The 13609-nt window shown below is 40.0% G+C and carries 13 protein-coding genes; 8 read left to right on the top strand and 5 right to left on the bottom strand.

Annotation, left to right across the window (positions count from 1 at the left end):
- The first annotated feature begins 136 nt into the window (after window positions 1–136).
- The 3 genes from E4V70_RS05155 to E4V70_RS05145 are packed head-to-tail and all read left to right on the top strand — an operon-like array spanning window position 137 to window position 3874.
- On the top strand, window positions 137–1564 hold the full coding sequence (locus E4V70_RS05155; protein WP_232037828.1) for a metalloid reductase RarA: 1428 nt from the start codon (window positions 137–139) through the stop codon (window positions 1562–1564).
- Between the two features lie 22 nt (window positions 1565–1586).
- The gene (locus E4V70_RS05150) at window positions 1587–3350 is read left to right on the top strand and encodes an FAD-dependent oxidoreductase (RefSeq protein WP_122863416.1); all 1764 of its coding nucleotides are present in this window, start codon (window positions 1587–1589) and stop codon (window positions 3348–3350) included.
- Window positions 3347–3874 carry a cytochrome c3 family protein gene (locus tag E4V70_RS05145; protein ID WP_122863417.1) on the top strand — a complete coding sequence of 176 codons (528 nt, stop codon included), beginning with the start codon at window positions 3347–3349 and terminating at the stop codon, window positions 3872–3874. Before E4V70_RS05150 ends, E4V70_RS05145 begins: the two co-directional genes overlap by 4 nt.
- Before the next feature lie 243 nt (window positions 3875–4117).
- Here the strand turns inward: E4V70_RS05145 and E4V70_RS05140 are convergent, their stop codons facing one another.
- Together E4V70_RS05140 and E4V70_RS05135 are read right to left on the bottom strand one after the other, a co-directional pair.
- Window positions 4118–4924: an alpha/beta hydrolase gene (locus E4V70_RS05140; RefSeq protein WP_232037827.1), complete on the bottom strand. Its 807-nt coding sequence runs from the start codon at window positions 4922–4924 to the stop codon at window positions 4118–4120.
- Window positions 4925–4956: 32 nt separating this feature from the next.
- A complete protein-coding gene (locus E4V70_RS05135) occupies window positions 4957–7047 on the bottom strand; it encodes a TonB-dependent receptor domain-containing protein (protein ID WP_122863419.1) in 2091 nt (696 codons plus the stop codon).
- A gap of 352 nt (window positions 7048–7399) precedes the next feature.
- On the opposite strand from E4V70_RS05135, the gene E4V70_RS10715 reads away from it, so the two are divergent.
- A complete protein-coding gene (locus E4V70_RS10715; RefSeq protein ID WP_163026480.1) occupies window positions 7400–7561 on the top strand; it encodes a hypothetical protein in 162 nt (53 codons plus the stop codon).
- A gap of 44 nt (window positions 7562–7605) precedes the next feature.
- Here E4V70_RS10715 and E4V70_RS05130 read toward each other — a convergent pair whose 3' ends face one another.
- Both E4V70_RS05130 and E4V70_RS05125 read right to left on the bottom strand, forming a co-directional pair.
- On the bottom strand, window positions 7606–7962 hold the full coding sequence (locus E4V70_RS05130) for a type II toxin-antitoxin system HicB family antitoxin (protein ID WP_122863420.1): 357 nt from the start codon (window positions 7960–7962) through the stop codon (window positions 7606–7608).
- Window positions 7962–8186 (bottom strand): type II toxin-antitoxin system HicA family toxin, encoded by a 225-nt coding sequence (locus E4V70_RS05125; RefSeq protein ID WP_122863421.1) that lies wholly within the window; start codon window positions 8184–8186, stop codon window positions 7962–7964. Before E4V70_RS05125 ends, E4V70_RS05130 begins: the two co-directional genes overlap by 1 nt.
- A 144-nt stretch (window positions 8187–8330) precedes the next feature.
- Between E4V70_RS05125 and E4V70_RS05120 the strand changes: the two genes are divergently transcribed.
- From E4V70_RS05120 to E4V70_RS05105, 4 genes are all read left to right on the top strand, one after another.
- A complete protein-coding gene (locus tag E4V70_RS05120) occupies window positions 8331–10295 on the top strand; it encodes a response regulator (protein ID WP_197730460.1) in 1965 nt (654 codons plus the stop codon).
- Between the two features lie 298 nt (window positions 10296–10593).
- The gene (locus E4V70_RS05115; RefSeq protein ID WP_122863422.1) at window positions 10594–10833 is read left to right on the top strand and encodes a hypothetical protein; all 240 of its coding nucleotides are present in this window, start codon (window positions 10594–10596) and stop codon (window positions 10831–10833) included.
- A gap of 1 nt (window position 10834) precedes the next feature.
- Window positions 10835–11119, top strand: coding sequence for a type II toxin-antitoxin system RelE/ParE family toxin (locus E4V70_RS05110; protein ID WP_122863423.1), 285 nt, complete (start codon window positions 10835–10837; stop codon window positions 11117–11119).
- Between the two features lie 154 nt (window positions 11120–11273).
- Window positions 11274–11975: an IS1595 family transposase gene (locus E4V70_RS05105; RefSeq protein ID WP_122863664.1), complete on the top strand. Its 702-nt coding sequence runs from the start codon at window positions 11274–11276 to the stop codon at window positions 11973–11975.
- Between the two features lie 198 nt (window positions 11976–12173).
- Here the strand turns inward: E4V70_RS05105 and E4V70_RS05100 are convergent, their stop codons facing one another.
- Window positions 12174–13493, bottom strand: coding sequence for an ankyrin repeat domain-containing protein (locus E4V70_RS05100; protein WP_122863424.1), 1320 nt, complete (start codon window positions 13491–13493; stop codon window positions 12174–12176).
- Between the last annotated feature and the right edge of the window lie 116 nt (window positions 13494–13609).

Genomic DNA, 13609 nt, shown 5'->3' with positions numbered 1-13609 from the left:
TTACGTGGAGCGGCTTCGATCTTAGGCGGTAGTAACGATAATGCGACAAAGCAGATTCAAAAAGGCGGCATTATTAAACAAGACCGGCTTACGGTTTTCTTGTAAAAGGTGCTTAAAAAGAAAATTAAAGGAGGTTATGGTGAAAACATGTTTTTTGACGATAAATAAGAGTAAATTTGCTCTTAGCTTGGCTACGCTTATAGCTATTGCAACCTGTACAAGCGCAAGTGAAAGTTTGGCGGAGGCTTTGCAGGCAAGCACGATGGGCGCGACAGTATTTTCGTACTACGATATGGACTCGACCGAGTACTTCCCGCCGGCTAGCAGAACAAATAGAATTCGCGAGCATATCGGCGGCCTCGGCGCCGAGCTTAGATTTTTAACCGGCTCTTACTACGGCTTTAGGCTCGGTCTTACGGCTCAGGGTTTGGTAAATTTCGGTCCGTCAAAGGCCGCAAAAGATTATTTTGCATACGACTGGAATAGCGAAGGCATAGCTCTTTCAGAAGTCTATCTAGGATATGAGCATGACTACATCGACCTTAAAATCGGCCGTCAGTACTACAACTCAAAATACACAGGCCTCGTGCCGCCGCTTGTGGCTACAAACACGGACGTGGGCTACAAAGAGGCATTTGAGGGCGTGAGCGCTAGGATAAAGCTTGATAGCATAAATACCGTTATCGGCCTAGCCGACTTTTGGAAATTTGCCGGCAGATCAAGCGCCGTAACGGGCGGCGATCACGGCGCGCCGAAATTTAAAGATAGAGTTGTCATCGGCGGCTTTGGACCTTACGCTTATAAATTTGACAACATCTTTAACTCGTTTGTAACATATAGCGGCCTTCCCGGCGTCTCGCTCACGGCTGGTTACGCAAATGTATCTGGTCTTGAATACGACGATGCGACTAATTCAAAGGGCGATATAAATTTCTACTTTGCGGCTGCTGGCTACAAAACGCCTACGCTTTTTGAAAACGCGGTAGTCGGCATAGACTTTATGTATAAAGGCTCAAGAACAAACGGCAGTTTAAAAGAGAATTTCGACTTTAACGGCAACTACTACACAGGGATGATAGGACTTTATAACGCTTACGGCTTTGATCTTAGATACGCATACTCAACCGTTAGCAAAAATCAAATGGCGCTTCAAGGCATAGGCAACGACGTTGGGTCATTTACGGCTACTCCGATCTACGGTCCGTTTTTGTTTATGAATTTTGCAGGTATGAATTTACATAAATTTAGCGCAGGATACGACTTTAGCAACGTAGGCGTCGACGGTCTTAGAGTGGACGCTGACTACTGGTACGGCAAACAACGCAACGGCAGCAACGTCAGGTCAGGCGGCTTACACGGTCAAGCGCCGGGAACTAGGATAGACGTAGAGGGTTGGGACGCGCAAGTTTCTTACAAAGTCCCTGCGGTAAAAGGTCTAAAGCTATCGGCCATCTATGAAACTATGGATAGAAAGCTAAAGTATACTAACGGTAGCTCTGACGGCAAAACGACAGACGAAGAACTTTGGCTAAGAGCGTCTTATGATTTTGACATATTAAAATAAAATTTGAAGCAAGGAGTATAAAATGGCAGAAAACAATGAACTATCACGCCGCTCGTTTTTAAAACGTAGCGGAGCGCTCACGCTTGGCTCGGTTGCGGCTGGATCTGCGCTACTAACAGGCTGTGATAACCCGAACAATCACCTTATCCATCCAAAAAAGGAAGTCGCAAAAGCGCCTGAAGTGCCAAAATGGCTGGGCGTTGAGCCAGAAATTTCAGATAAAGATATAAAAGAGACGCTTGAAACCGATGTTCTTATCATCGGTGCTGGCGTTTCAGGACTTCACGCTGCACGCGCCGCTAGCGAAAAAGGCGCCAAAGTCATTGTCATAGAAAAAGCCGGTCGCTTTCAGGTTAGAAGCGGTCAGTACGGCACTTTAGGCAATAAATTTCAAAGAGAGCTTGGCATCAAGTATGATAAGCAAGCAGCCATAAATGAACACTTAAAGCAGATGGGATATCGCGCCGATCAGCGCGTATGGAACTACTGGGCGGATCACAGCGGCGAGGACTTTGACTGGATGCTAGAGCTTGCGCCTGCTGTGCATTTTATGAGAGAGACCGATACGCAGCTTGATAGAAGCAAGATAAATTTGATGCTTATGCACTATCCGCTCCCAGCTGGATACGACCCAAGCAAAGAAAACAGCCCAAGCTATCCAACCGTTATGACCTTTTTGCCTAGTCAAGAGCCGATGATGGAGCTAGTTTATGAAAAGTCTATAAAACAAGGCGCAAAGTATATCTTCAAAACTCGTGCGCAAAAGCTGCTTCGCGATAAAGCAACCGGCAAGATGCAAGGAGCGATCGCTCAAGATATGGCTGATGGCTCATACATCAAGATAAATGCGAAGTCGGTGATATTAGCCACTGGGGACTATATGAACGATCATGAAATGGTAAAGACATTTGTGCCATGGGTGGCAAATTTCTTCTGTCCATTTCCAAATAGGGACTATAAAAACCACCCTACAAATACCGGAGATGGCCATAAACTTGGCTCATGGATAGGCGCAAAGCTAGAAGATGGACCTCATGCACCAGTCGCTCACACCCTTGGCGGACCGCTTGGTGTTGATGCATTTTTACTAACAAATGCAAATGGAGAGCGCTTTACAAACGAAGATCTAAGTGGCCAGCAGGTCACCCAACCGCTCTCTCGCCAACCAGGAGGCTTTGGCTGGCAGGTATTTGACTCTAAATTTCCAGAGCAAGTAGGCCTAATGGGTGTATCACACGGCAGCGTCAATCACTGCGTAGCACCAGAAGACAATCCAAAGCTTCCACCTGACTGCCAGTGGGCGATAGGCAAAACATCATATATATCAGTAAAAGATCTTGAAGCAATGCCTGATGTCTTTAAAGCAAACAGCATAGAAGAGCTCGCTGGTATGCTATATCCTGATAACCAAAAGGCGCAAACGCAGTTTTTAGCGACTATAAAACGCTACAACGAGCTATGCGATAAAGGTTACGATGATGACTTTGGCAAGACTGCTAAAAGGATGTTTCCAGTCCGCCACGCACCGTTTTACGCTGGCAAGATGGGCGTAGGTGCTAGCCTAGTTGTTATGGGCGGCTTTACCGTTGAGCCAAGCACCGCAAACGTACTAGATACTGACTACAACAAAATTTCTGGACTTTATGCCTGCGGTAATGTTATGGGCGGACGCTTCTTGGGTGATTATCCAGTAGTTTTAGCTGGCACTAGCCACGGAACATGTCTATGCTACGGACGTTTAGCTGGTTATCAAGCTGCGGCAAACGCAAAAGGAGTACAAGCATGAGCAAGAGAAAAAAATATACGATAATAGGGCTAATAGTAGCTGCCATCGTTGGCTTTATAGCTTTTCATCAGATAGAAGCAGCTAGCCACAAGGCTGAATTTTGCATCATATGTCACAACATGCAACCAGAGTACGACTCTTATACAAAAGGAAATTTGCTAGCTAAAAAGCATAAAGATGCGAATGTAACATGTCACGACTGCCACACTCCAACTATAGGCGAGCAGCTAAACGAGGTCAGAATGTATGCAACTGGCGACTTTGAGACACCAACAAAACAAAGGGGCTTTACTAACGAGCAATGCACCAGCTGTCACAAGATAGCTGATATCAGGAAAAAGACCGCACACTACGGCCCATCTAACCCACATGAAGGCACTCACAATAAAGACAACGAAATGCTTCAGTGTCAGTCATGCCACGCCGTGCATCATCCACAGAAGCTAAATACTTGTATGTCTTGCCACCCGATAGACTGGAAGGTAGATAGTAGCTGGAAGATGTATCCGCCTAGCGAAAAATAATCTTTAATCCGCCTCGCTCGGGGCGGATTTATCTCCTCTGTAAATATAAATGGTTTAAGATAAGCTAAACTGTATAGATCTAAGCTACTATATAGCCAGGTTGTATGCTTTTGGTATTTTTATATTGTACCGTGATTTTAAGATTGTATATTAGGTTAAGGTAAATTTGGGTTTATGGGAAAATTTGCTTTTAGATATTAAAAAAAGAATAGCCTCTAAAATCTTTTAACCAATGTCTTTAAATTATTTGCTTACATGCTTTACGATATCTTTTAGTACTAGCGGTATTACGTCGCCGTGTCCTTGCCCTTCATAGATTTTAAATTCGTATTTGACGCCCGACTTTTTTAGAATTTCAGCTAAATCGGCCGCTTTTAGTATATTTTCTTTGTCCGTTTTGCCCGCTCTTTTTTCTAATTCTCCTACGCTAAGTCTTATAAAACTCGCCTTTAATCTAATTTTTAGCTTGCCGTCGTTATCTAAGGCGTCCTTTATAATTTTTGAATCTCCCCACCAAAGAGACGGAGAAGCTACAAAAAACTCGTCAAATATACCGTCGTTTTGTAAAAGCGAATAAACTAAAAATAGTCCGCCAAAAGAGTGGCCGTAAAATATTTTTTCGCTATTTTTTATATCGTATTCCTTATCTACAAACGGTATTAGTCTCTCTTTTATAAATTTATAAAATTTGTCCGCACTGCCGCCTTGCTCGTATTCGCCACCTTGGGCTAGCGGCGTTAAGTCCTTTGTTCGCCTTGCGGTATCGTAAGCTAGCGGGGTATCGTATCCGACGCCTATGATAAGCGGTACATTGTCGTTTGAAGTAAAATTTTTAAATAAATTAAGCAACACGGAAAATTGCGCATTCGCATCGAGCATAAAAATCGCTTTTGGATAAACATTGCGGTTTTTCGGGACGGCTTGAAAAATTTTATATATTTCTCCGCTCGCGCTTTCTACTATGGAGTATTTAACATCAAAAAGCCGATAAACGCTTTCATCTATCGGCTCTACGTACTGAGTAGGCTTTGCGCTGGCTACACCAATCATAATCAAAGCTCCCAAAAATAATTTAACAATCCTTACCACTTCGCGCTTACCTTAAACCAAAATCTCCTGCCCTCTTCAGGATACCAGTAGTAGTTGCCGTCATCGGCTATCCCCTCGTCGTAGCGGATATTATCAAAGATATTATAAGCGGTCAAATTTAAGCTTAAATTTTTATTTACTTCCCAGCTAGCACCCAAATCGACTGTAAAAAGCTTTTTGTCGTTTTCGCTTACTTTATTGCCGGGACCGAATTTGACGCTGGTTAGTTCGCTCTCGTAGTTTGCCCCGGCAAAGGTGCTCACGCTTGCGATAGGCTTATACGTAAGCGTCAAATTTGCCGCGTGCTCGGGCGTTGCAGTCAGAGATTTGCCGTCTAGTCGGCTAAGATTGGTCTGGCTAAATTTGACCGGACCGTTTGGGGTATTGATCGTCGGATCGCCGGTTTTGATTTTGGAGTTGTTGTATGTGTAGTTGCCGCGCAAATTTAGATTTTTTAGTATGTCGTAGTCTGCGCTAAGCTCGATACCCCAGACGTCGGCACCGTCGATGTTAAAGTAAGTTCCCCAGCCCGGGCAGTTTACGTGCGGAGCCGTAGCGCATGAGCCAAATGCCGGAATACGGTTTATGCTGCTGCCGTCGGTATCTAGGATTTTATCTTTAAACTCGTTTCTAAATAGAGTAACCGAACCTCTAAAATCGTCGCCGCTATCGTAGTAAGCACCGATTTCATAAGTTAGGCTCTTTTCGGGTTTTAGGTCTGCATTACCGAAGTCTACTATCCTCCAGCCGCCTTGTATGGTGCCGACTTCCGGCGAGATTTGATTGACGTCCGGCGTCTTGTATCCTGTCGCTACGCCGCCTTTTAGCGTCCAGTTGTCGCTTAGATTGTAAACTAGATACGCACGCGGCGAGAGATGATCGTCGAAAAATTCGTTATGAGTGAAGCGACCGCCCAGCGTCAAATAAAGCTTGTCGTCTAAAATCTCCCACTCGTCCTCTAAAAATGCCGCATGCTCTTTCATGGAGTAGGCTTTCGGATTTCGCAGCACGCTTCTGCTTGAATTTGATACGATAAATGTGGTTTTAACCGTCTGCTTGCTGAAATCATAGCCGAATGTTAGCGTATGCGAATCTAGGAAGGTGCTAAATTTGGAGTTAAAGTTGTGGTTTTTGACGTCAGCCGGCGTTAAGCTATCAAAGAGGCTCGTTCGCTTCGTCTGATCGTAAATGTAGCTCACGTCGGCATTTAAATTCTCAAAATTTCCTAGATATCCTACTCCGTAGCTATCTTTTTTGTAGTCGTAGCTATTTAGTAGCCTGTTTGTCCTTACGGTTGCCGTCTTGCCGACGGTCCTTGAGTATTCGTGGCGTTCTTGGGAGGCTAGGAGATAAAATTTATTGTATTCGTCGGGCGTGATCCATAGTTTGGCGCTAAAGTTTTTCTTGTCGCTTTCTTGATAGCCGCCCGGATAGCTATCCTCGTCGCGTAGCTTTTTGTAGCCCCAGAGCTGAAGACCGAGGTATTTGTTAAGAAGCGGAAAGTTAAGATAAAAGTCCGCTTGGCGCTGCGAGCCGATTCCGCTGTGAGCCTGCGCGATACCCGATATACTCACGGAGCCGCTAAATTTATCGAAATTTTTCTTCGTGATGATATTTATGACCCCGCCCACCGCATCGCTACCGTAAAGCGAGCTCATCGGTCCTCTGATGATCTCGATGCGTTCTATCGCCTCAACCGGCGGGATAAAATTTGAGTTCATATCGCCGGCGCCGCCTTTTGGATTGGCCGCGCTTGAATTTACTCTCTTGCCGTCTATGAGAACTAGCGTTTGCGAACCTTCCATGCCGCGGATCGAGATACCGCTGGCGGGTCCGTCCTCGCCGCCTATAACGCTAACACCTGGAGCTTTTGAAGCGATAGAGTGAAGCGAGGTGAAGCTATCTTTTGCCAGGTCATCATTTTTTACGATTGATATGCTGGCGGGTGCGTTTTTAATACTTTGCGAAAAACCGCTAGCCGTGACTACGACCTCTTCTAAATTTATATTATCTGCGGCTTGTAAATTTATTGCGCATACTAGCGAAACGATAGGCGCAAAAGCTTTATTTTTTGAAACAATCATATAAAATCCTTTAGAATACTTAATACTGATTTAAGTTATCAATCTTTTTTCGCGAATAATAACTAATGTGGAATAAATTTAATATTAATTATCGTATACAGATATAATTTGTCGCCAAAAGCCAGGTAGCCAATTTAATAAGATGGGTTTGAGGCAATTTTTAAAGCTTATAAAAGGATGTTAAATTTGAAATTTTATCCATCCTGTAGGATTTTTAAAGAATTTTAAACCAAAAGCTAGCGATAGCGGGGAAACCGAGCTTACCGATCAAATAAAAACCTACTCAATACTCAATATAGAACAAGGGAAAAAGGATATAGACTTCATAAAAAGAGTAAATAGCGGAAACGATATGGCTAGAGACAGAATTATGCAAGAAGAAATGACAATAGCCGAACTCTTGAGATATAGGCCGGGCAAGACAAACCAAATTTTAAGCGATAAAGACAGAGAGGAATATGTTAAAACCATAAAAGAGAGAGTAAACGCTCTAACATCTATGACCTCCCTTTAAGATAACTACAAAGGTCGTCTATACGGCGGCCTTCTCCGTGCTCTTTATTGCACTGCTAGCGCCTTTTTAGCTAGCTCGCTAAGCCATGCCGAACGGTTGTTCGTAACCGCATCGATTGCATTTAAAACGCCTTTTGGCATAGTTAAATTTATGCGGACTTTGACGTTTTCGTCGATAGGCTCATAGATGCTTTCGCCGTTTTTAAGAGCCCCTTCGACATAGCAAGCAAAGGCTTCTTTTAGATCCGCTATCGCTTCGGCTTCGGTAGCTCCCCAGCCGGCCATTAGATTATTTTTAGTTAGTCCTATATCTGTATACTGGGCAAAATAATCGCCGTCGTCCAGTCTTTTGATCGTGATCGTATACGGTAAGTTTAAATAGTAGTTCAAGTCTTTTTTCATCATGACTCCCTTATCTTTGCTAAGATCTGTAAAACATAGATCTCTTTAATCGGCTTATGGTACGGTATGACTACCGTGTTGCCGCCTTTTTTAAATTTATGGTGCGAGCCTTTAACGTGATCTAATTCATATCCGTGATTTAACAGTAAGCGCTTAACATCGTCAAAATTTGCGTTTTTCGGATTGTTTTCAAGTTTTTTGATTAATTTATCAAGACTCGACACGCCGCCCCTTTTTATGTTTTATACTTACTATTATACATACTATTTTTTATAGGATGCTTAATAGCCATATAGTAAACTTGTTATTAATCCTAAATATTTTTAAATTTTATCCGATATACAAGCAAAGCTTTTAAAAGGATTTAAATGATAAACAGTTCAAACAATGTCTCGTTTTTAAAGCTACCAGATATAGATATCGCCAGAGTAAATAAAGCCCAATCTTTAAAAGAGACCGTCAAGGTTGGCGACGAAAGTATGACTTCGGCGGAATACCTAAATAGGCAAGCGCAAATAGAATATAGGGCAAAAGACTTTTTAAGGGCTCAGTCAAGTGGCATCATCTCAAAGCTACGCGTAAATAACGTTATGGATATTAGCGATAGCAACGCTTTAAACAAGGGCGAATTTAATATTAACAATTTGCTTGGTAGAAACAGCGGCTTAGATTATCATTACAGCTCGTCTCCTACTTTGACGGGAGACTTTGCCAGATACGATTTTACGTATCTTGGCTCAAGGTACTCGGTCAATCAAGAACAAAGAATAGATAGCGTAGTAAATGATCATAATGCGTTAAAAGAGATTAAACAAAAATACGAAGTTGATACCTCAAATGCCTATCTCAACGGCTCTCTTAGGGGCGAGAGATACTTTCAAGGTATAAATGCGGATCCTCACTCGATCAATATGTCTTTCATAGATCAAAGCGGATATCTTGAGAATACCAAATCATCAAATTTAAACTCTTACGCATCTTCAAGCACCCTGCATACTAAATACGGCGACGTAGAGGTATTTTTGGATCTATACGGCGATAACGATAAGTTAGGTATTGGAAAACTCACTAGCAATGCTTTGCTTTTTAACTTCGACAGTAACGGCGACGGAATTTTAAATAGCTCCGATAAGCTATTCTCAAAGCTCAAGGTTAGAGGACACGATAAGGACGGCAACGAAAAGATAGCAAATTTAAGCGACGTAGTATCGGATATCGATTTGACTAAATTTATAAATTCGGATGTCGTTAACTGGAATCAAAAAAGAAGAGATATCATCAACTCCGAATCTCTTGCCAATAACGATATGAGAAATTTCGTAGATACTACAAACATAGATCATAGGATATCTTACTACTCTTCAAACCCATACACCGTATTTGCACCGGAGAGTAGATACAAAAAGATAGAAAGCGACGGCATCAAAAATTTCTTTGATGCATACGCCGATAAAGACGGCTGGGTAGACCTGAGAAATAATAACGTATTTAATAAAAATAGCCCATTTAATAACTTTGCCTATGAAAAGGTTGGATTTGACGGAAAGCTAAAGCTTAGCGAATTTAATCCTATAATAAATCCAGACGCCCCGAGAGACAAAAATTTCTCCTATAACGGATATCAAAGAGATAGTTTTATGAAATTTTATAGAGATTATGAAAAAGAATCCACCGCCCACGCAAAAGACGTAGAGTGGCTATCAAAAAATCTAAAAGAGTATAACGTAGAAAATGCGGACGAATACATAAATAAGCTAAAGGACAGCAAGTCCGCCTATATGGTAGCTATGAAAAATGAATTTGAGGCTGCTACCGGATTAAAATTTAGCGAGGAGAATTTAGAAAAAGTTAGGCGCGCTTTTGAAACCGATATTGATAGGGCGGCGTCATCATTACGCGACAGTGATAGCGTAATAGCTATGAAGCTAAACGACAACGGATCTATAACCTTAAAATTTGATAGCGGTAGAGAAATAGAAGTAACGCAGCTGTATTCTGATACGGGTAAGCTTTTAGGAGATAAAACCAGAAGGGCAAGCCTAAATTTAGAAACTAAAACCATGAGCGACATCGAGCTTGGCTCTATAAGCTTTAATAATATAGGCATACTAGATACCGACGGCAAATATAAGACGCTCCAGGAAATAGGAGCTAGCGCTATAAAATCCTTTTCTACTAAGCATGGAAAACAGTTTTTGATATACCTAGGAGATAATAAAACCTTAACGGCGAAGGATCTATACAACATTTCGTTTTTAAATAACGAGCTTGGCAAGGGCGCTAATTTGGGCGAGAAGGATAGATTCTGCAAGAAGATAGATGTAAGGGTTTAGGAATAGGGCCAGATAGCCAACCTATTTGTTTATACGTTTGGCTATCCAATTTCTAAGTACTTGATTTTTGCTGGCGCCTTTTTCTTTGCCCTCTTTGGTTAAAAACTCCATCCCATTATGCGGTAGATAGGTCGCCGCCCGATAAGTAGGCGGATTTTCCGAGAAAGCATATGAAAGATATTAAGCTGAGTCTAAACACACAAAAGGTATAAGTATAAATTTAGAGATCGATCATTAGAAAAAACGTCAGCCGTTAAAAAGGGTGCGATATAATGACGATAAACACAAGGAGCAAGAAATGATAACTTCAATAAATATCCAAACCGCAAACCATAGTATTATAGAAGCTATTAGGGCTATTATTGCGCTAGATCCTGAAACAACCATTACTTACGACAATGAAGATTATCTAAGCCAAGCCGATCAGCAGGATTTAAAGAAACTAGTAGAGGCCGATAAGCACGGCGAGCTAAAATACCAAGCCTTTGACGAATTTAAAACCGAGATGAGATCCTACCTAAAAACCAAAGGCGCTTAAAGTGGAAATTATCTTAAGCGAACAATTCAAGGAAGAAATTAAAAGTATTTTAGATTTTTACGCGGATAGAAGCAAGAGCGAGAAGGCGGCAAACGATTTTCTTGAGGGCTTATTTGAAAAAATCGAAAGCTTATCTACTTTTGCTTACCGATTTAGAAAAAATCAATACTTTCACAAAGACAATATAAGGGATCTAATTTTCAAAGGATACGTTATTCCTTTTATAATCGAAGACGACACCATAAAGATCCTATCAATCTACAAGCATAATCTACCAAAATTTTAAGGTCTAAAATTTAGACCGAGCCCGCGTAGTATAATCTTTTTCTCAAAGACCCTTGCGCAAATGTCGCGAATTGTAGGGAATAAATTTTGCTTATCCTTCTTTAAATTTATTTTCGCTCAAGATAAGTTAAAAACTTTCAAAGGAGTTTTTAACTATGATCCTGTCGATGAAAAATAAGTATATCTATCGTTCCCGAATTTCAGAAAAGAAATTTAGAGAAATTCTAAAGTACTTCACGGAGGATATAGAAGCATCAAAGATATCAAATTTAACTAAAATTTCAGAAGCAACCCTATGTAAAATCTTTAGAGAAATAAGAATTTTTATGTCTAAAGAGTGTGAGAAGATATCTAAGTTTTCAGGCGAAATAGAAATAGATGAAAGTTACTTCGGATCCAAACGAGTAAGAGGTAAAAGAGGTAGAGGTGCAGCAAACAAAACACCGGTATTTGGAATGCTTAAAAGAGACGGTAAGGTCTATACCCAGATAGTTAAAAACTGCTCTGCAAATGAACTAATACCGATATTATCGGAGTTTAGCGAATTAGACGAGAGTGTAATTTACTCTGATTGTTGGAAAGCTTACGATGGCTTGGTTGATTATGGAGCTAAAGCACACTATAGAGTAAAGCATTCAAAGAATAAATTTGCAAATGGTAAAAACCATATAAACGGCATTGAGAATTTCTGGGGATACGCTAAACATAGACTAGCTAAATTTAAAGGGATAAAGAAAGAGAATTTTCTGTTGCACCTAAAGGAGTGCGAATTTAGATATAATACTAAAACTACACAGAAAAACTTATATCAGAAACTGTTGAAACTAATAAGAGAAAATCCGCTTAAGTTTAATTGAGCCTTTATTATATCTTCATATATAGGCTTTACTTTATCCAGCACACCTTTTGCTACGGTGTCAGGATCGCCTTTAAAAAGACCTATGGAAATATCTATAGTAGGCTTTATCCTATCAAGTAGAAATTTTTTCTTATCGAACTGACATATTTTTCTTTTTTCTTTATATTAATTTATTATTGCATATTTTACATTATTTTTAGTTATTAAGGACAATATTTTTTATCTCATCAGAGCTAAGCTTTCTATAAGGCTTTATGTTAAGCTTTGTCTGATTGCCCTTAAAAAATACCTTTTGTTCATAACCTCTGCAATAATTATCTCTTCTATACTCTTTACTATTTCTATCATTACATGCTTTATATGAGTATAGCAAACTATCCAACTTCTTAGTTTTATTTCTTTCATTAACCCAAGAGATAAATTCTTTTGTATCTTTAAAAGTGCCGTTTTTATCAGAACAATGTTTTTGATCTGCATTATCTGTAAAACTTGTGTATTTTATAAAGTAAGTGCCGTTTTTATCAATACCATATGAGCCCAGTATGCCTAGAGTATATTGATAATAGCATTCATCATAAGCCTTTTTCAACTCTTCTTTGCTAGGCTGCCCTAGCAAATCATATTCAAGTAGTAAATCAAGCATGGGTTCGTAGTTTGGCACATTATCAACCATACGATAACAAGCTTCATCATCTTCTCTATTTCTATCCGTGCAATCTGGTCTATATCCAGACTCTAAAACTAAACGAGTTATCTCTGTAAAATTATTTTCTACAATATAACGAAATGGTAATTCGTCATACATATACGTATATCTACTGGTCTTTCCTGTTTTTTCATCAGTATAGCCATAATAAAACTTTTTAGCCCCACTAAAAGAATATATAATCGTTATATTATCATCATCTATAATGAGTTTTTCTATATCGCTATAAAGTGGTGTAGAACGATAAATTTGCACCTTTCCAAGCTCTTTAAATTTAACACCATTTTCAAATAAAAGCTTTGCCGTTTTAGTTGCATTGTTTTCTATAGCGTAAGCTAGAGGAGAGAGTTTATATTTATCCGTTTGATGAGGGTTTGCACCTAGCTTGATGAGTTCTTTTGCGGTAGTTTCATCATTATGAAAGCTTGCATACATAAGAGGAGTCGTATTTGCCCAAAGTTTTACATCTGCACTTAGATTATTATCTTTTAGAAATTTTAAAACACCATTTGTATCTTTTGCTTCAAGATGATCTCTTAAAATTTTCAAAGTAGCGTTTGGCTCTTGGTATCTTATTTTTTGCTCGTCATATATATCCCAATGTTTAAACGAAAGCTCATCTACTTCTTCTTGTGTCACAAACCTAGCCAAATCAGAATTTGGATCTATCTTTGTATCAGGCGTGACGGTAAAACCAGTCGGCATAGAGCTTGATCCAAATTTATCAAATTTAACTCCTAAAAAAGAAAGGTAAAAGAGGATAGCGGCAAAGGCGGCGAGTATAAAGATAGATTGCAAAAAGTTTTTCAATCCAAATTCCTTTTAGCTAAAAATAAAAGTCTTCGTATTTTATCTTTAATATCATTAAGGTATATTTAATTTCTTTATATAGTTGTTTTTAAAATATTATCAAAACTAAGATTACT

It is taken from the genome of Campylobacter showae (assembly GCF_900699785.1).
Classification (GTDB): Bacteria; Campylobacterota; Campylobacteria; order Campylobacterales; family Campylobacteraceae; genus Campylobacter_A; species Campylobacter_A showae_D.
The sequence above is the reverse complement of the archived record's forward strand: the minus strand, read 5'-3'. Positions and strand labels throughout refer to the sequence as shown.